This window comes from Micromonospora sp. NPDC126480, assembly GCF_040302465.1.
GTDB lineage: Bacteria > Actinomycetota > Actinomycetes > Mycobacteriales > Micromonosporaceae > Micromonospora.
This window is the reverse complement of the sequence record NZ_JBEORU010000033.1, coordinates 14,384-31,300: the sequence shown is the minus strand read 5'-3', so window position 1 is coordinate 31,300 and position 16,917 is coordinate 14,384. Positions and strand designations below refer to the sequence as shown.

The 16,917-nt window shown below is 72.8% G+C and carries 20 protein-coding genes; 15 read left to right on the top strand and 5 right to left on the bottom strand.

All coding sequences use genetic code 11. The annotated features are described in order from the left end of the window. Positions 1-51: 51 nt before the first annotated feature. The 3 genes from ABTW87_RS25365 to ABTW87_RS25355 all read right to left on the bottom strand — a co-directional run bounded on the left by ABTW87_RS25365 (position 52) and on the right by ABTW87_RS25355 (position 2,412). On the bottom strand, positions 52-1,257 hold the full coding sequence (locus ABTW87_RS25365; protein ID WP_350653465.1) for a cation:proton antiporter: 1,206 nt from the start codon (positions 1,255-1,257) through the stop codon (positions 52-54). A 5-nt stretch (positions 1,258-1,262) separates the two neighbouring features. Next, the gene (locus tag ABTW87_RS25360) at positions 1,263-1,763 is read right to left on the bottom strand and encodes a cation:proton antiporter regulatory subunit (RefSeq protein WP_350653464.1); all 501 of its coding nucleotides are present in this window, start codon (positions 1,761-1,763) and stop codon (positions 1,263-1,265) included. Positions 1,764-1,881: 118 nt separating this feature from the next. Beyond that, positions 1,882-2,412, bottom strand: coding sequence for a hypothetical protein (locus tag ABTW87_RS25355; protein WP_350653463.1), 531 nt, complete (start codon positions 2,410-2,412; stop codon positions 1,882-1,884). Between the two features lie 87 nt (positions 2,413-2,499). Here ABTW87_RS25355 and ABTW87_RS25350 point away from each other — a divergent pair, with 87 nt between their 5' ends. From ABTW87_RS25350 to ABTW87_RS25280, 15 genes are all read left to right on the top strand, one after another. After that, the gene (locus tag ABTW87_RS25350) at positions 2,500-3,132 is read left to right on the top strand and encodes a CGNR zinc finger domain-containing protein (RefSeq protein ID WP_350653462.1); all 633 of its coding nucleotides are present in this window, start codon (positions 2,500-2,502) and stop codon (positions 3,130-3,132) included. Between the two features lie 86 nt (positions 3,133-3,218). Continuing rightward, complete coding sequence (gene clpB, locus ABTW87_RS25345) at positions 3,219-5,810, top strand: ATP-dependent chaperone ClpB (RefSeq protein WP_350653461.1); 2,592 nt, start codon at positions 3,219-3,221, stop codon at positions 5,808-5,810. Between the two features lie 97 nt (positions 5,811-5,907). Then, a complete protein-coding gene (locus ABTW87_RS25340) occupies positions 5,908-6,288 on the top strand; it encodes a hypothetical protein (protein ID WP_350653460.1) in 381 nt (126 codons plus the stop codon). A gap of 69 nt (positions 6,289-6,357) precedes the next feature. After that, positions 6,358-7,257, top strand: a complete 900-nt coding sequence (locus tag ABTW87_RS25335; RefSeq protein WP_350653459.1) for a hypothetical protein — start codon at positions 6,358-6,360, stop codon at positions 7,255-7,257. 139 nt (positions 7,258-7,396) lie between these two features. Further along, positions 7,397-8,020 carry a DUF4178 domain-containing protein gene (locus ABTW87_RS25330; protein WP_350653458.1) on the top strand — a complete coding sequence of 208 codons (624 nt, stop codon included), beginning with the start codon at positions 7,397-7,399 and terminating at the stop codon, positions 8,018-8,020. Beyond that, a complete protein-coding gene (locus ABTW87_RS25325; protein WP_350653457.1) occupies positions 8,021-8,527 on the top strand; it encodes a DUF2617 family protein in 507 nt (168 codons plus the stop codon). Then, a complete protein-coding gene (locus ABTW87_RS25320; protein ID WP_350653456.1) occupies positions 8,524-8,949 on the top strand; it encodes a DUF4247 domain-containing protein in 426 nt (141 codons plus the stop codon). Before ABTW87_RS25325 ends, ABTW87_RS25320 begins: the two co-directional genes overlap by 4 nt. 33 nt (positions 8,950-8,982) lie before the next feature. Further along, a complete protein-coding gene (locus tag ABTW87_RS25315; RefSeq protein ID WP_350653455.1) occupies positions 8,983-9,405 on the top strand; it encodes a DUF350 domain-containing protein in 423 nt (140 codons plus the stop codon). Between the two features lie 59 nt (positions 9,406-9,464). After that, entirely contained in the window at positions 9,465-10,196 is a 732-nt protein-coding gene (locus tag ABTW87_RS25310) for a hypothetical protein (protein WP_502891643.1), read from the top strand. After that, positions 10,193-11,755, top strand: coding sequence for a polyamine aminopropyltransferase (locus tag ABTW87_RS25305; RefSeq protein ID WP_350653453.1), 1,563 nt, complete (start codon positions 10,193-10,195; stop codon positions 11,753-11,755). The genes ABTW87_RS25310 and ABTW87_RS25305 overlap by 4 nt, the downstream gene beginning before the upstream one ends. 78 nt (positions 11,756-11,833) lie before the next feature. Continuing rightward, positions 11,834-12,610, top strand: a complete 777-nt coding sequence (locus ABTW87_RS25300; protein WP_350653452.1) for an inorganic phosphate transporter — start codon at positions 11,834-11,836, stop codon at positions 12,608-12,610. 72 nt (positions 12,611-12,682) lie between these two features. Further along, entirely contained in the window at positions 12,683-13,291 is a 609-nt protein-coding gene (locus tag ABTW87_RS25295; RefSeq protein WP_350653451.1) for a hypothetical protein, read from the top strand. 9 nt (positions 13,292-13,300) lie between these two features. Further along, positions 13,301-14,110 (top strand): SDR family NAD(P)-dependent oxidoreductase, encoded by an 810-nt coding sequence (locus ABTW87_RS25290; protein WP_350653450.1) that lies wholly within the window; start codon positions 13,301-13,303, stop codon positions 14,108-14,110. A 133-nt stretch (positions 14,111-14,243) separates the two neighbouring features. Next, entirely contained in the window at positions 14,244-14,777 is a 534-nt protein-coding gene (locus ABTW87_RS25285; RefSeq protein ID WP_350653449.1) for an orotate phosphoribosyltransferase, read from the top strand. 57 nt (positions 14,778-14,834) lie between these two features. After that, positions 14,835-15,212 carry an ArsR/SmtB family transcription factor gene (locus ABTW87_RS25280; RefSeq protein ID WP_007454255.1) on the top strand — a complete coding sequence of 126 codons (378 nt, stop codon included), beginning with the start codon at positions 14,835-14,837 and terminating at the stop codon, positions 15,210-15,212. A gap of 79 nt (positions 15,213-15,291) precedes the next feature. On the opposite strand, the gene ABTW87_RS25275 is transcribed toward ABTW87_RS25280, so the two are convergent. Next, the gene (locus ABTW87_RS25275) at positions 15,292-16,005 is read right to left on the bottom strand and encodes a DedA family protein (protein WP_350653448.1); all 714 of its coding nucleotides are present in this window, start codon (positions 16,003-16,005) and stop codon (positions 15,292-15,294) included. A gap of 121 nt (positions 16,006-16,126) precedes the next feature. After that, complete coding sequence (locus ABTW87_RS25270; RefSeq protein ID WP_350653447.1) at positions 16,127-16,912, bottom strand: thioesterase family protein; 786 nt, start codon at positions 16,910-16,912, stop codon at positions 16,127-16,129. Positions 16,913-16,917: the final 5 nt, after the last annotated feature.

Genomic DNA, 16,917 nt, shown 5'->3' with positions numbered 1-16,917 from the left:
CCGGCCGGGTCGCACCGTACGGTTGGACCCGGCCGGGACGGGACGGACCGGTCAGTCCGGGACGGGCGCCGGCCGCGCGCGCTGCTCCGCCGCCCGGCGCCGCAGCCAGCTCTTGAACCAGTCCAGGTCGGGCACCCGGGCCAACATCGGCCCGGTCACGACCGTGATCAGGACGTACGCGGTGGCGAGCGCGGCAAGTTGCGGCTCGACGCTCCCGGCCGCCACCGCGAGTCCAGCAATGACGATCGAGAACTCCCCCCGGGGCACCAGGGCGAGGCCGGCGCGCCAGCGGCCGGGTTCGGCGATTCCGGCCCGCCGCGCCGCGAGGTAACCGGTGAGCGTCTTCGTCCCCATCGTGATCACCGCCAGGGCGAGCGCCGGCAGCAGCACCGGCGGGATGTCGCGCGGGTCGGTGACCAGACCGAAGAAGAGGAAGAACACGGCGGCGAACAGATCCCGCAGCGGGGTGAGCAGTTCGGTCGCGTGGTGCGCCACCGGCCCGGACAGCGCGATGCCCACCAGGAACGCGCCGACCGCGGCCGACACCTGGAGCTTCGCGGCCACACCGGCGACCAGCAGGGTCAGGCCCAGCACGCCCAGCAGCAGCGCCTCGGGATCCCCGGCCGACATGACGTTCGAGATGGCCCGGCCGTACCGGATCGCCACCACAAGCACGATCAGCACCGTGGCGACCGCGACGCCGAGCGCCACCCCGCCGGCGATCAGACCGGTCCCGGCCAGGACGGCGGTGAGCAGCGGTAGGTAGAAGGCCATCGCCAGGTCCTCGATGACCAGCACCGACAGGATCACCGGGGTCTCCCGGTTACCGAGCCGGCCCAGGTCGCCCAGCACCTTCGCGATGACACCGGACGACGACACCCAGGTGATGCCGGCCAGCACGACGGCGGCCACCCAGTCCCACCCGAGCAGCAGCGCGAACGCGGCGCCCGGCAGCGCGTTGAGCACGCCGTCGACCAGCCCGGCCGGCGCCGCGGCCCGCAGGTTGCCGACCAACTCGCCGGCGGAGTACTCCAGACCGAGCATGACCAGCAGCAGGATCACGCCGATCTCGGCGCCGATCGCGAAGAACTCCTCGCTGGCTTTGAACTCGAACACGCCGCCGTGCCCGAAGACCAGGCCGGCGAGCAGGTAGAGCGGGATGGGCGAGAGGCCGATCCGGCGGCTGATCCGGCCGAGCAGGCCGAGCAGGAACAGCAGCGCCCCGACCTCGATGAGCAGCGTCGTGGTTTCGTGCATCCGCCTCAGCCGTCCGGGTCACCGTCGGCGAGGATGGCGGTCACGCTGTCGAGACCCTGCCGGGTACCGACCACGACCACCACGTCGCCGGCCGCGAAGCGGAACGAGGGATCCGGAGAGACGATCACCTCGCCGCGGCGGAGGACCGCCACGATCGAGGCGCCCGTGCGGGTGCGCGCCTTGGTGTCCCCGAGCTTCCGGTTGACGTACGACGAGCCGGCGGGGATGGCGATCTGTTCGGTGAGCAGGCCGGCGGCCTGCTCCCGGAGGCCGGAGAGCTGACCGAGCATGAGCGACGCGCCGAGGATGTCGGCCAGCGCCTCCGCCTCGTCGTCGGTCAGCGGGATGTCGGCCTGGCAGGCGTCGGGGTCGTCGGGGTCGTAGAGGACGAGGTCACGCCGGCCGTTTCGGTGGGAGACGACGCCGAGGCGCCGTCCTGACTCCGTCATCAGGTCGTGACGTACGCCGATCCCCGGCAGCGAAGTCTGTTCGACACGTACTCGCACCCGCGCAGCGTACTCGCACGTCGCGCGCTGATGATCCGGCCGGTCCCCGAGGCGCACCTTCCGGGACCGGCGAGTTCCGGCGCCGCCGACGGCCGGAACTCGCCGGATCAACGGCGCGTCAGTGCAGGTCGGTGCAGACGTCGTGCTCGGTGCCGGCGTCGACGCGGATCTGGCGTACGCCGCCGTTCGCCGCGAAGGTCACCTCGTGGTAGCCGTCGAGCCGCCAGATCCCCTTCGGGTACGCGTCGGTGGCCCGGAAGCCGACGGCCACCGCGCCCAGGTACCGGTGGGTCATCGAGCCGTCGGTGCCGTAGTCGATGAAGGCGGTCCCGCTCAGGTCGTGCTCGACGGTCGCGCCGCTGTCGAGGTTCGTGTAGCGGACCCGCAGGTCGCCGGTGATGACCTGCTGGTGCGGGCTGCCGTCCGGGTAGCTGGTCAGCGTCGCGATGCGTTCCTCGTCGACGACCGGCTCGGCGTGCACGGCGAAGGCGCACCGCTCGCCGGCGGCGACCGTGTACGGCTGCGACCGGTACGGCTGCCAGTCCAGGCCGGCCGCCGCCGGTCCGGCCAGCGCCGGGCCGGCGGCGGCCACGGTGGCGGCGACCGTGACGGTGAGCACTCCGAGGGTGGCGGCGAACAGGCGCCCCATGTGTTCTCCTAACCGCTAAGTGAATAGTTACCGGTTAGTGAGAGGCAACCCTTCCTGGCCCGGCTTGTCAAGCGGCACAATCGACCGGTGCACTGGGTCGAGGTCGACGGCGTTCCCCTGCCGAAGCTCTACGGCGGGCATCCCGCGCTCGACTTCTGCAACACCTGGTCCGGCTGGGACGCCGTCGTCCGGGCGCCGTCCGGTCCGCCGGATCCGAAGCGCGAGTGGATCCCGACGTACGACCGCTTCGTGATCTGGGCCGGGCACGCCGGCCTGCTGCCGGCGGCCTCCGGACAGCGGCTCCGGGCCGACGCGACAGTCGACGCGCGGACCGCCGGTACGGTCCTCCGCCAGGCCTACCGGTTCCGCAACGCGCTCTACCGGCTGCTGCGCGACCCGACCGACGAGGAGGCGTTCGGTGAGGTGGCGCGGGTGGCGCAGGCGGCGGTCCGGGCCACGGAGCTGGCGCCCGCCGACGGGGGCGGTGCGCGGCGGGTCCTGCCCGACTCGACCGGGCTGGCCCACCCGCTGTACGCCGTCGCGCGTGCCGCCGAGGAGTTGGTGACCGGCGAGGCCGTCCGGTCGGTGGGCGCGTGCCCGGGGCCGGACTGCGGGTGGCTCTTCCTCGACCCGCGTGGCCGCCGTCGCTGGTGCGACATGGCGAGCTGCGGCAACCGCGCCAAGGTGCGCGCCCACGCCGCACGACACGCCAACGAGTGACTCAGGTCACAGCGACAAGGTTGAGCGGAATAGGCTCAACTCTGGGAATGTCCGTACCAGTGGACACGCCGATCCCGGGGGAGCCCATGAACACCGAACGTCTCACCACCAAGAGCCGCGAGACCATCACCGGTGCCGTCGCACTCGCCAACCAGCGCGGGCACGCCACCGTGGAACCCTGGCACCTGCTGCTGTCCCTGCTGGACACCGACGGCTCGACCGCGGCCGGCCTGCTGCGCGCCGCCGGTGCCGACCCCGACGAACTGCGCCGGGTCGCCCGGCGCGCGGTCGACGCGCTCCCCGCCGCGCGCGGCTCCAGCGTCGCCGAGCCCACCCTGGCCCGCGAGTTCGTCAACGCGATCGGTGCCGCCGAGCAGATCGCCCGGCCGCTCGGCGACGAGTACACAAGCACCGAGCACCTGCTCGCCGGCCTCGCCCGGGTCGGCGGCGCGGTGTCGACCGCGCTCAAGGCCGTCGGCGCCACCGAGGAGAACCTCGTCGCCGCGTTCCCGACCGTCCGTGGTGGGGACCGGCGGGTCACCACGGCCGACCCGGAGCAGACCTACCAGGCGCTGGCGAAGTACGGCGTGGACCTGACCGCAAGCGCCCGGGACGGCAGGATCGACCCGGTCATCGGCCGGGACGCCGAGATCCGTCGGGTGATCCAGGTGCTGTCCCGGCGTACGAAGAACAACCCGGTCCTGATCGGCGAGCCGGGCGTCGGCAAGACCGCCATCGTCGAGGGCCTGGCCCAGCGGATCGTCGCCGGCGACGTGCCCGAGTCGCTGCGCGACAAGAGGTTGGTCTCGCTCGACCTCGGCGCGATGGTGGCCGGCGCGTCGTACCGGGGGCAGTTCGAGGAGCGGCTGAAGTCCGTCCTCGAAGAGATCAAGAACTCGAACGGCCAGGTCATCACGTTCCTCGACGAGCTGCACACGGTGGTCGGCGCCGGCAAGGGCGAGGGCTCGATGGACGCCGGCAACATGCTCAAGCCGATGCTGGCCCGCGGTGAGCTCCGGATGGTCGGTGCGACCACGCTGGACGAGTACCGCGAGCACATCGAGAAGGACCCGGCCCTGGAGCGCCGTTTCCAACCGGTGCTGGTCGGCGAGCCGACGATCGAGGACACCATCGGCATCCTGCGCGGGCTCAAGGAGCGCTACGAGGTGCACCACGGCGTACGGATCACCGACGCCGCGCTGGTCGCCGCCGCCGCCCTGTCCGACCGCTACATCACCGACCGGTTCCTGCCGGACAAGGCCATCGACCTGGTCGACGAGTCCGCGTCCCGGCTGCGCATGGAGATCGACTCGCGCCCGGTCGAGGTGGACGAGATCGAGCGGGCGGTCCGCCGGCTCGAGATCGAGGAGATGGCACTGGCCAAGGAGCCGGACGCCGCGTCCGCCGAGCGGTTGGAGCGGCTGCGCAAGGAGTTGGCCGACAAGCGCGAGCAGCTCACCGCCCTCTCCGAGCGCTGGCAGCTGGAGAAGAGCCACATCACCAAGCTCTCCACCGCCAAGGAGGAGCTGGAGCGGCTGAGCGGCGAGGCCGAGCGGGCCGAGCGCGACGGCGAGCTGGAGCGCGCCGCCGAGCTGCGGTACGGCCGGATCCCGGCGCTGAAGAACGAGCTGAAGCAGGCCGAGGAGGAGCTGGCGCGCCTCCAGGCCGACGGCGCGATGCTCAAGGAGGAGGTCGGTGCGGACGACATCGCCGCCGTGGTCGCCTCCTGGACCGGCATCCCCGCCGGCCGGCTGCTCGAGGGCGAGACCGCCAAGCTGCTGCGGATGGAGGAGTCGCTGCGCGGGCGTGTGGTCGGCCAGGCGGAGGCGGTGGGCGCCGTCTCCGACGCGGTGCGCCGCGCCCGGGCCGGCGTCGCCGACCCGGACCGCCCGACCGGCAGCTTCCTCTTCCTCGGCCCGACCGGCGTCGGCAAGACCGAGCTGGCGAAGGCGCTTGCCGAGTTCCTCTTCGACGACGAACGGGCGATGGTCCGCATCGACATGAGCGAGTACGGCGAGAAGCACTCCGTCGCCCGTCTGGTCGGTGCCCCGCCCGGCTACGTCGGCTACGAGGAGGGCGGCCAGCTCACCGAGGCGGTGCGCCGCCGGCCGTACTCGGTGATTCTGCTGGACGAGGTCGAGAAGGCCCACCCGGATGTGTTCGACATCCTGCTCCAGGTGCTCGACGACGGCCGGCTCACCGATGGCCAGGGCCGTACGGTGGACTTCCGCAACGCCATCCTGATCCTCACCTCGAACCTCGGCTCGTCGATGATCAGCGACCTCACACTGGCCGAGGAGCAGCGGCGTGAGGGCGTCCTGGCGGTGGTCCGCTCGCACTTCAAGCCGGAGTTCCTCAACCGTCTCGACGACATCGTGGTCTTCGCCGCCCTGCAGGGCGCGGACCTGCGGGCCATCGTGGACATCCAGTTGGACCGGATGCGGAGGCGGCTCGCCGACCGGCGGCTGGCGTTGGAGATCACCGATGCCGCGCGGACGTGGCTCGCCGAGCACGGTTACGACCCGATCTACGGTGCCCGCCCGTTGCGCCGCCTCGTCCAGACCGCGATCGGCGACCAACTGGCGAAGGCCCTCCTGGCCGGCGCGATCCGCGACGGCGACACGGTTCGGGTCGACCTGGCTGATTCGAAGGACGCCCTGGCGGTGCGGTCCGCCTGACCCGCTCCGTCGATCCGAGGTTGGCGGTGGCAACAGACGTCGCCGCCAACCTCATGATCAGGAGCGTGCGGGGCCGGGGACCGGGTAGGAGGACGGGATGTTGGGCATCGGGAGGAAGCGGGGGCGGGAGCTGGCCGCCGCGATCGAGGAGCTTCACCGCGCCGAGACCGTCGCCTTCGGACCGGTGGGCGTCGCCGGATCGGTGTTGCCGGTGACCGAGGCGTACCGACGGGTGGCGGCCGCGCTGGCCGACTACCCCGAGGAGGTACGCGGGCAGCTCGACCGCCTGCTCGCCACCGGCTCGCCGGCCGGGAGGTTGTACGCCGCCGCACTGCTGCAGCGGCTCGACCCGACCGCCGGCCGGGCGGCCTGGGAACGGCTGCGCGACGACCCGGCCGAGGTGGGCACGTTCACCGGCTGCGTGATGGGCCGCACGACCCTCCGGGAGTACGCCGAGGACCGTCTCGGCCTATCGTGATCAACAGGGCGGCGCGAGCCGTCCGAACGGCTCTGCCGACGCGGCTGATCGACCCGTACGTTGCCAGCCATGGCCACCACCGTCGATCCACCCGCGCCCGTGGACGCCCCGGCGCGTCCGCCCCGGCCGCATACCGTCACCATCGCCTTCTGGCTGCAGCTCGCTGCCGTGCTGATCCTGCTCGGCCTGGTGGCCCTGGTGATCGTGCAGACCGTGCAATGGGACGGCCGGATCGACGACGCGGTACGAAAGGTCCCCGACGCCGCCCCGGACGAGGTACGCGCCGAGCGCTGGAGCAACGTCACCGGCTCGCTCATCATCGGGGTGCCGCTCCTGCTGCTCGCGGGCTGGTACGCCGCGACCGCCCGGCCGGTGCGCCGGGGCGGGAACGTCGCTCGGATCCTCGTCTTCGTCGCCGCCGGCGGCCAACTGCTCGTCTGCGTCTGCCAGGGCTGTTTCGGCGCCCTCTTCGCTCCAATGCTGTTCGCCACGGGCTTCGACGAGGAGCCGGTGTTCCCGGACGAGGAGGGCATGCCGCCGGACTTCTGGGACGAGAGTCCGTTCCTCGACGCCCTGTACGGCACGCCCGGCCCGTTCGAGGCCGTGTTCTTCCCGCTCGGGATGCTCGGGGCGCTCGCCGTGTTCGTGCTGACCGCCGCGGTGGTCCTGCTGCTGGCGCTGCCGCCCGCTCACCGGTGGTTCGTCCCGGCCGAACCTGTGCCTCCCGCGCCGCCGGTACTCCCGGCGGTCGCCCTGCCCTACCCCGGCCCCGGCTACGCCCCGCCGGGCTACCCCGTCCCGGGCTACGCCCCGCCGGGCTACCCCGTCCCGGGCTACGCCCCGCCCGCCTACCTCCCGCCCGGCCATGTCGCGCCGCCCGGATACCCGTTCTGCCCGGACCCGTCGGCGCACGCGCAACCGCCCGAGCCCCGAACCGACGCCTCCGGGTCCGCTTCGGACGTTGGCTGACCGGACGGGTCCCGGACCGGCCCCGCCGACCTGCCGGACGTACGGACGGTAGTCGGACGAGCACGGTACAGGGGCGAATCTCGCCAGGTGCGCGCGGTTGTTACCGTCTCCGACCGACGAACCTGGGGAGGTTGTCGGGGTGGACGGGTCGGTGGCGTACCTGCTGGCGGGGGCGGGCTGTCTGGTCGGCGTGGCCGGGGTGGTGATCGCGGTGCTCGCCCAGCGCCGCTCCCGCCGCCGCCCGCCTGGCGCGAAGGGCCTCGGCGACCCGCTGCGCGACCGGGACGCGGACGCGCTCCGGGGTGACCCGCGCCGCCTCACGCCCGGCGACATCGTGGAGGTACGCGGCGTCACGTACGCGGTGCGCGGCTCGATCCGCCTGGTGGAGGGCGCCTGGAGCTGGGCGGAACACCTGCTCGACGACGCGGGCGGGGTCCGCCGCTGGCTCTCCGTCGAGGAGGACCCGGAGCTGGAGCTGGTGCTCTGGGAGGCTGAGCCGGGCGCCACGGTCACGCCCGGCGCACCGACCATCGACTTCGCCGGCCGCCGGTACAGCTGGGACGAGTCCGGCCAGGCCCGCTACACCGCGGTCGGCACCACCGGCCTCGACCCGAGCGGCACCATGCGGTACCACGACTACCAGGCCCCCGGTGGTGCCCGGCTGTCGTTCGAGGCGTACGGCGAGGCGGGCTGGGAGGTGGCCCGCGGCGAGAAGCTGCAGCGGGCCGAGGTGATGATCTACCCGCAGGCCGAGGGGGCCTGAGTGCTCGTCACCATCGACGCCCCTTACGTGGACACCAGCGCCGCCGACCTCAGCCTCGCGTTCGACGACGTCGAGCGCCCCGCGCTGCACGTGCTCGACCTCGACCTGCCCGGCGGCGTCCACGTCCGACTCCGGCTGCTCGGCGCCTCGCACCAGGTGGTGCTGCGCGCGCCCGGCACCGCGCTCACCGAGACGGTGGCCTGCCTGCCCGGCCGCCGGCCCGACCTGCCCGGCGCGGTGCACGACGAGCACACCGGCTACCGGTTCACCGCGACCGTCCTGCGTCCCGAGGGCGGCGGCCTTCGGGACCGGGTCGCCACGCTCCGCGCCGACCTGGCCGACGACCCGTACGCGCTGGTCGGGGTCTTCCCCGGTGACGTCGACGCGGTCACCGCGCTGTCGGTGCGCCCGGACCCGCCGGACGGCGCCCTCGGCTGGCGCACCTGGCACGCGTACCCCCAGACCAACGAGCTGGTCCTGACCGAAACGGTGGTGGCACTGCGATGACGTACCGACGCTGGTTCGTGGTGGGGGTGGTGTTCGCCGTCATCGGCGCGCTTGTCGCCGCCTTCGCCATCTTCTACGGCAACTTCTCCCCGCGCGGCTTCGTCGAGGACCGGTACGCCCGCGCCGCCGCCCGGGACATCGGCGGCGAGGCCGTGGCGTACACGTCGAACAGCCGGCCCAGCGAGGTGGCCAAGCAGATCACCGAAGCCTGGAAGCCGGCCGACCAGTACGTCGACGGCAGCGGTGTGTACCTGCGCTACGACGACGACTCGGTGGTGATCCTGCCGGTCGCCGCCGGCTCGCTGATCCTCCTGGAACGGCTCAGCACCGCGTACCCGCGCTACCACTCCCGGGTCGGCAACCACTGGGGCTGGGGCCGGGGCAACACCGTCCGGGGCGGCGGCCCCGGCAGCGGCAAGTAGACCCCCACGACCGAACGAATCCTGGAGCACCCCTTGCAGACCCTCGTCACCGACCTGCTGGTCACCCTCGCCTACGGAGTGGTCGGCGTCCTCCTCATGGGTATCGGCTACGTCCTGGTCGACGTGGCCACCCCGGGCCGGCTCAACGAGCTGATCTGGAACGAGCGCAACCGCAACGCCGCGCTCCTGCTCGCCTCGAACCTGCTCGGCGTCGGCACGATCGTGGTCGCCGCGATCGTCGCCAGCGAGGACGACTTCTTCCTCGGCCTGGTCGGCGCGGCGGCGTACGGCATCCTCGGCCTGGTCATCATGGCCGCCGCGTTCCTGCTGCTGGATCTCGCCACCCCCGGCAGGCTCGGCGAGATCCTGGTCGACCCGGAACCGCACCCCGCGGTCTGGGTCTCCGCCGTCATCCACGTCGCCACCGGCGCGATCATCGCCGCCGCGATCAGCTGATGGCCACGGGTAAGGCGCCCGGCAGGGCGGCGCCGAAGAAGACCGGGCAGGCCGTCCTGGTGTGGGGCATCGTCGGTGCGGTGCTGCTGGGCGGATGTGTCATCGGTCAGGCAACAAACGGCGACGACGCCGGCACGTCGGTGGCCCCGCCGACCGCGACCGAGCGCAACGACACCGTGCCGATCCTGCGGCAGGCCTTCGAGAGCCAGGGCATCTGCTACGGCTGGCGGCTCCAGGAGGGGTACGGCGACGACGTGGTGAGCGTCGGCTCCAACCTCGGCGACGGTGTCCCGGTCGAGGGCAACCCGCAGTGCCCCCGCTGGGTGCAGGTCGTCGGTGACGTCACCTACACCTCGGAGAGCAGCGAGTCCGACGACTACGCGTACGTGACCGTCGAGGGATCGTCCGACTTCAAGGACCTCGACCTGCTCCTGGTGAAGGGCGGGCTGGCCGACTTCGACCTGACCGCCGACGCCTTCGTCGACGACCCGGGCTGGGCGGTCACCCGGGCCGCGGTCACCCTGCCGCTGCTCGTGGCCGAGCGCGAGCTGGCCAGTCCCGAGCCGGTGGCCACCGCCGCGCCCGCCGACCCGCCCGCCGCGCTCGCGGACGCCGGCAACGACATGTGGCGGGACCGGTGGGGCTGGCTGCTCGGCGCGGCGGGACTGCTGCTGCTCACCGTCCTGATGGTCACCGTCGGCCTGGTGCAGCGCCGCCGGCAGCGCGCCGCCGCCGCCAAGGTTCCGGCCCAGCGCCGCAAGGCCACCACGCGTACGCCGGAGCGGGCGTGACGGTCGACGCGCCGGCACGGTGGCGGCTCTCCCGCGCCGCCGTGCTGGCCGCGGTGTTCGTCTGCGCCGCCTGCGGTCTGGTCTACGAGCTGGCCCTGGTCGCCCTCGGCAGCTACCTGATCGGCGACACGGTCGGTCAGGCGTCGATCGTGCTCGGCGTGATGGTCTTCGCGATGGGCGTGGGTGCGCTCGCCGCGAAGCCGTTGCAGTCCCGGGCCGCCGCCGCGTTCGCCGCGATCGAGCTGGCGCTGGCCCTGCTCGGCGGCCTGTCGGTGCTCGGCCTCTACGCGGCCTTCGCCTGGCTGGACCTCTACGGGCCGGCGCTCGTCGGCACCGCCTTCGCGCTCGGCCTGCTGATCGGCGCGGAGATCCCGCTGCTGATGGTGCTGCTGCAACGGATCCGGGAACAGGCCGCCGGCAGCGCGGTGGCCGACCTGTTCGCCGCCGACTACGTCGGCGCGCTGCTCGGTGGGCTGGCCTTCCCGTTCCTGCTGCTGCCGCTCTTCGGCCAGCTCAAGGGTGCGCTGGTGGTGGGCGCGGTGAACGCGCTCGCCGGCCTGGCGTTGGTCTTCACCGTCTTCCGGCGGGAGCTGAGCCGCCGGGCGCGCACCGCGCTCACCGCGGCCTCCGTCGTGGTCGCGCTCTGCCTGGGGTACGCGTGGCTGACCGCGCGGGACTTCGAGGTGACCGCCCGGCAGCAGCTGTACCGGGACCCGGTGGTGCACGCCGAGCGCAGCCGCTACCAGGAGGTGGTGCTGACCCGCTCGGTCGCCGAGCCCGGCCGTGGCCGGACCGACCTGCGGCTGTTCCTCAACGGGGACCTCCAGTTCAGCTCGGTCGACGAGTACCGCTACCACGAGGCCCTGGTGCATCCGGTGCTCGCCGGGACGCGGGGCGAGGTGCTGGTGCTCGGCGCCGGCGACGGACTCGCCGTCCGGGAGGTGCTGCGGTATCCCGACGTCCGGCGGGTCACCGTCGTCGACCTCGACCCGGCGGTGGTGGCGCTGGCCCGCAGCGAGCCGGAGCTGCGCCGGCTCAACGGCGGGTCGCTCGACGATCCCCGGGTCCGCGTGGTGCACGCCGACGCGTTCGCGTGGCTGCGGACGGCCACCGAACGGTTCGACGCGGTGGTGGCCGATCTGCCCGACCCGGACGAGACCGCCACCGCGAAGCTCTACACCGTCGAGTTCTACGCGCTGGTCCGCAACGCCCTCGCCGACGGCGCCCGGCTGGTCGTGCAGGCCGGTTCCCCGTACTTCGCGCCCCGGTCGTACTGGTCGATCGAGGCGTCGCTGCGGGAGGCCGGGTTCGCCACCACCCCGTACCACGTGGACGTGCCCTCCTTCGGCGACTGGGGCTTCCTGCTCGCCGCCCCCGGCGGGTCGTCGCCCGTGCTCGGCCTGCCGGCCGGCGCGCCGTCGCTGCGCTTCCTCGACGCGGCCGTACTCGCCGCCGCCGCGGCCTTTCCGCCGGACCGCCGCCGCCTCGACGTGCCGGCGTCCACCCTGCTGCAACCACGGGTGCTCGAGTACGCGCGTACCGAGTGGCGTGGGTACTGAGCCTTCGTACCGTCGCGCCGCCCTGCCCCGTTGGTCCGTACTCGATACGGTGTGGGCGCGATCTAGGGAAGGAGAACTATGGCCGATCCTCATCAGCCACCCGCCCGGGTACGCCCGAGCGTCGTGACAATTTCCAGCTACCTGCTCATCTTCTACGCGATCCTGTCCGTGCTCAGCCTGATCGTCGGGCTCAGCACGATGGGCACGATCATGGACGTCTACCGGGACGCCTTCGCCGGCACCGAGGCCGAGGGTGCCGAGGGTGTCGCCGTGTTCATGGTCGTCGCGGGCAGCGTGGTCAGCCTGCTCTTCGCGGTCGGGCTGGTCGTCCTCGCCATGCTCAACAACCGGGGCAGGAACGTCGCCCGGATCGTCACCTGGGTGGTCGGCGGTATCGCGCTGTGCTGCTCCGGCCTGGGGCTGGCCGGCACCGCGCTCGGCGGCACGATGGGCGGCGACACCTCCGGTAACGTGCCGAGCCAGGACGAGATCAACCGCCGGCTCGACGAGGCGCTGCCGTCCTGGTACGAGCCGGTCTCGCTGCTGCTCACCGTGCTCGGAATCATCGCGCTGCTGACGGCGCTGATCCTGCTGGCGTTGCCGAAGGCGAACGAGTTCTTCCGCAAGCCGCAGCAGCAGTGGGAGCCGCCGGTGCCCGGTGCCGCCTACCCGGCGTACCCGTCGACCCCCGGCCAGCCGGGTTACCCGCAGACGCCGGGCTACCCGTCGACGCCCGGCGAGCCGGGCTACCCGCAGGCCGGGCCGACCCCGGGTACGCCGGGCCAGCCGGAGCAGGGCGGGGAGGCTCAGCCCGGCTCCGACCGGCCCGGTCCGACGCCGCCGCCGACGAGTTGAGTGCCGGATAGCGGCGACGACGACGGTCCCTCCGGATAGCGTGCAACCCGACGCCTACCGGAGGGACCAGTCGTGTCGTACCCCGATCGGGCCCGTCGTCCCGTGGCGGTGACGGCGGCCGTCCTACTGCTGGTGCTGATGGCGGCCGTCGCCTTCGGGTACGCGGTCGTCAGCCTGGTCGTCCTGCCCGGCACGATCGACGCGTTCCGGTCGGCTGCGGAGCGCACCCCGGCCGCCGCGGAGGAGGTCGGCGCGGTGGCCGTCCTGGCCGGCACCTGGACGGTGCTCGGCGCCCTGGTGAGCCTGCTCGCCGGGGTGCTGCTCGCGGCGCTCGCCGTGGGGCTGCGCGCCGGTCGCCCCGGTGCCCGGCCGGCGACCTGGGTGGTCGCCGGGTTGGGCGTGCTCGCCGGTTGCTGCGGGCTCGCCGCGTTGGGCGGGATGCGGGCGGTGCCGCTGCGGCTCGGCGCGGAGGACCGGGTCACCGCCGAGCTGCTGGCCCGGCTTGAGGAGGCGTGGCCGGGCTGGTGGATCCCGCTCGGCGCGGGGCTTTCGGTCGGACAGGTGCTCGGCTACCTTGTGGTGGCTGTGCTGCTGGCGTTGCCGCCGGCGGCCGTGTGGTTCCGCCGGTCGGTGCCGGCCCCGCACGCCCCGATGTACCCGCCCCCGTACCCGCCGAGGTGAGGACCGCCCGTGACGCTCGACCAGCCGACCACCGAGCGACGGGCCCTGGTTACCGGTGCGACGGCCGGCATCGGCGCGGCGTTCGCGCGCCGGCTCGCCGCCGACGGCTGGCACCTGGTGCTGGTCGCGCGCGACGCCGCCCGGCTGGTCGAGTTCGCCGCGGAGCTGACCGGCCGGCACGGCCGGGAGGTCGAGACGATCTCCGCGGATCTGTCCACCGACGACGGCTGCGCCGAGGTTGAGCGGCGGCTCACCGAGGGTCCCGCGATCGACCTGCTGGTGAACAACGCGGGGATCAGCCTCAACACGCCGTTCCTGCGGTCGTCGGTCGAGGCGGAGGAGCGGCTGCTCCGGCTCAACGTGCACGCGGTGATGCGGCTGACCCTGGCGGCCGTGCGACCGATGACCGAGCGGGGCCACGGGGCAGTGATTAATGTCTCTTCGGTCGCGGGTTTCGGTGCGGTGATGCCCGGCTCGACGTACTCGGCCAGCAAGGCGTGGGTCACCAACTTCAGCGAGTCGGTCGGGCTCTCCGCCCGCCGGTTCGGTGTCCGCGTGATGGCGCTCTGCCCCGGCTACACGCGTACCGAGTTCCACGACCGGGCCGGCATCGACATGTCGAAGACGCCGGAGTGGATGTGGCTGAGCGCCGACGACGTCGTCGAGGAAGCCCTGCGTGACCTGCGGAAAGGCAAGCTGGTCAGCGTGCCGGCGTGGAAGTACAAACTGGCCGTGGCAGGGCTGCGGCACGCGCCGCGGCGGCTGCTGGAGGCCGTCTCGCGGGACACCCGGGGCCGGATCGGCCGCGACGGACGCTGAGCGCGGGCGGCCCGACCGCCCGACGGGCGGTTGCTCAGCGTGGCCGTACATCGTCGACGGTCTCATCGCCCGCGGGGTTGATCCGGGTGGGCCCGGCACGCGGCTCACAGCATCGAGCAGTACCCTCTCCCCCATGGGGGACCACGACGACCTGCGTAAATTCATTACCGACCTGGCTGTGGTCCATGGACGGGTGGTGTTGTCCTCGGGGCGCGAGGCGGACTGGTACGTGGATCTGCGCCGCGTCACGCTGCATCACGAGGCGGCACCGTTGGTGGGCCGGGTGATGCGGGCGCTGACCGCCGACTGGGCGTACGACGCCGTGGGCGGGCTGACGCTCGGCGCCGACCCGATCGCGCTGTCGATGCTGCACGCCGGTGGCGACCGGCCGCTGGACGCGTTCGTCGTCCGCAAGGCAGGCAAGGCGCACGGGCTGCAGCGCCGGATCGAGGGGCCCGACGTGAGCGGGCGCCGGGTGCTCGCGGTGGAGGACACGTCCACCACCGGGCAGAGCGTGTTGACCGCCGTCGAGGCCCTTCGCGAGGTCGGGGCCGAGGTGGTGGGAGTGGCGGTTATTGTTGATCGAGGCGCCGGCGACGCTGTGCGAGCCGCCGGACTGCCCTATCGGGCGGCCTATACGTTGGCTGACCTCGGCCTTGTGGCGTAAAAGTCTGCCGATTCGGATCTGCTGATATGCAGGCGGATCGATGCTCCTGGTGGAAGGATGGAATACGTGGGAACTGCGTTGGCTGAAATGACCATGCCTCAGATCTCGCCGCTTGCCGGCGAGCCGATCGAACGTGCCGATGCCGAGCGGCTGGCCGGGGTCCTCAAGGCCCTCGCCGACCCCGCCCGGTTGCGGCTGCTCAGCCTGATCCAGTCGGCTCCGGAGGGGGAGGCGTGCGTGTGTGACCTCACCGCACCCCTCGGCCTCTCGCAGCCGACGGTCAGCCACCACCTGCGCATCCTCACCGAGGCCGGCCTGCTGGAGCGGGAGAAGCGTGGGGTCTGGGCGTACTACCGGCTGGTGCCGAGCGCGATCGCGACAATCGCCGATCTGCTGACGCCGCCGCGCAAGCGCGCCACCAAGAAGGCGCGCTGACCCGTACCGCTCGTCCGGTGCCCTCCCTGACCGGGACGGCGCCGGACGGACGGTCGGGCCTGCCCGGCGGCCGACCCGGTCAGTGCTTGCCGTAGTGCTCCCGGGTCTCCCGGATCGCCTCCTCGGCGGCGGCGCGCTCCGCCGCGGTGACGCCGCGACGCGCCGCGATACGTGCGCGCAGCAGCTCGACCGCGATCGGGACCACCGAGATCCCCACGATCGCGATCAGGATCAGCTCGATGTTCGCCTTGACGAACGGGATCTGGCCGAGGAAGTAACCGAGCACCGTCACGCCGGTGCCCCAGAGGATGCCGCCGAGCACGTTGTAGACGACGAACGTGCGGTAGTTCATCCGGCTGACCCCGGCCACGATCGGCGTGAACGTCCGGACGATGGGCACGAAGCGGGCCAGCACGATCGAGCGGGCGCCGTACTTCTCGAAGAAGTCGTGTGCCTTCAGGACGTTCTCCTGGTTGAACAGCCGCGAGTTCGGCCGGCGGAACAGCGCCGGCCCGACCTTGCGGCCGAACGCGTACCCGACCTGGTCACCGGCGATCGCCGACAGCGTGATGAGCAGGCAGACCAGCCACAGTGGCCAGGTGATGTACCGCCCGTCGGCGGTGAGCAGGCCGGCGGTGAACAGCAGCGAGTCGCCGGGCAGGAAGAACCCGATCAGCAGCCCCGACTCGGCGAAGACGATCACCAGGATGCCGAGCAGGCCGAACGTCGAGATCAGGACCTCGGGATCGAGCCAGTCCGGCCCCAGGGCCAGCGTGGTGGTGGGCGTCGACACGAGGTGACCTCCGTGGTCGGCCGGCAGCGGACGTCGCCTGCGGCGACGGGAACGTCCGTAGTCTAGGTGCCCGTCCGATCCGTCCGGTGCGCGACGTCACACCCGCGCCCCCTCCGCCCGCTCAACGCGGGGCCACGACCAGGGTCTGCAACGCCTCGCCCACAGTGCCGTCAACGTCGGCCAACCGGCTCGCGGCGAGGCCCGAGCCGTGCGGACCGATGGTCGTGGCCGAGTCGAGCAGCAGCCACTCTCCGCGCGGCGGCCGGTGCAGCACGACCGTGAGATCCACGTTCACGAAGAGCCAGCGGGCCAGGTCCAGCCGGGCGCTGACCCCGCTGCCCGAGTCGGCCACCAGCAGGGCCAGCTCGGCCGGTCGGACCGGCTCGCCGGGCACCAGCGGGATGCGGGGCCGGGCCCACACCCGGGCCGGTCCCGGTTCGGCGAAACCTCCGGAGACGACGCGCCACTGCATGCTGGACAGGTAGCCACCGGTGTGCGCGGTGGCCCACAGGTCAGGTTCGGTGCCGGAGTCCGCACCGGGAACGGCCACCCTCTCGTCCGGTGTGGCCGGCGTCGGCTCAGCCGGCGCTAGGATCCGCCAGCCCCGGGCGTGCAGCACCTCCTGCCCGCCGGCCTCGGCGACCCCCTCCACAAGCGTGATCCGGCGGCCGGCGCGGAGCGTACGCACGCGCAGCGTCAGCGCCGCCACCGGGACCGGCCGCAGGATGTCCACCGTGACTCGGCTGAGCAGTTGCCCGTCGACCGGCTCGTGCGCCGTCAACGCACGGGCGAGCAGCGCCGACGGCGGACCGGCGTGCTGGGCCGCCGGATCCCAGGGGCCGGCCGTCGCCGGGGTGGCGACGAACCGGCCCGCGCCGGCGGGCTCGTAGAACGCCTCGTACGTCATCGTCG

What these genes read in the sequence shown, in the direction of transcription:
- ABTW87_RS25365 (WP_350653465.1), bottom strand. Translation starts at nt 1,257, where the DNA reads ATGCACGAAACCACGACGCTGCTCATCGAGGTCGGGGCGCTGCTGTTC.
- ABTW87_RS25355 (WP_350653463.1), bottom strand. Translation starts at nt 2,412, where the DNA reads ATGGGGCGCCTGTTCGCCGCCACCCTCGGAGTGCTCACCGTCACGGTC.
- clpB (WP_350653461.1), top strand. Translation starts at nt 3,219, where the DNA reads ATGAACACCGAACGTCTCACCACCAAGAGCCGCGAGACCATCACCGGT.
- ABTW87_RS25340 (WP_350653460.1), top strand. Translation starts at nt 5,908, where the DNA reads ATGTTGGGCATCGGGAGGAAGCGGGGGCGGGAGCTGGCCGCCGCGATC.
- ABTW87_RS25335 (WP_350653459.1), top strand. Translation starts at nt 6,358, where the DNA reads ATGGCCACCACCGTCGATCCACCCGCGCCCGTGGACGCCCCGGCGCGT.
- ABTW87_RS25320 (WP_350653456.1), top strand. Translation starts at nt 8,524, where the DNA reads ATGACGTACCGACGCTGGTTCGTGGTGGGGGTGGTGTTCGCCGTCATC.
- ABTW87_RS25300 (WP_350653452.1), top strand. Translation starts at nt 11,834, where the DNA reads ATGGCCGATCCTCATCAGCCACCCGCCCGGGTACGCCCGAGCGTCGTG.
- ABTW87_RS25285 (WP_350653449.1), top strand. Translation starts at nt 14,244, where the DNA reads ATGGGGGACCACGACGACCTGCGTAAATTCATTACCGACCTGGCTGTG.
- ABTW87_RS25280 (WP_007454255.1), top strand. Translation starts at nt 14,835, where the DNA reads ATGGAATACGTGGGAACTGCGTTGGCTGAAATGACCATGCCTCAGATC.
- ABTW87_RS25270 (WP_350653447.1), bottom strand. Translation starts at nt 16,912, where the DNA reads ATGACGTACGAGGCGTTCTACGAGCCCGCCGGCGCGGGCCGGTTCGTC.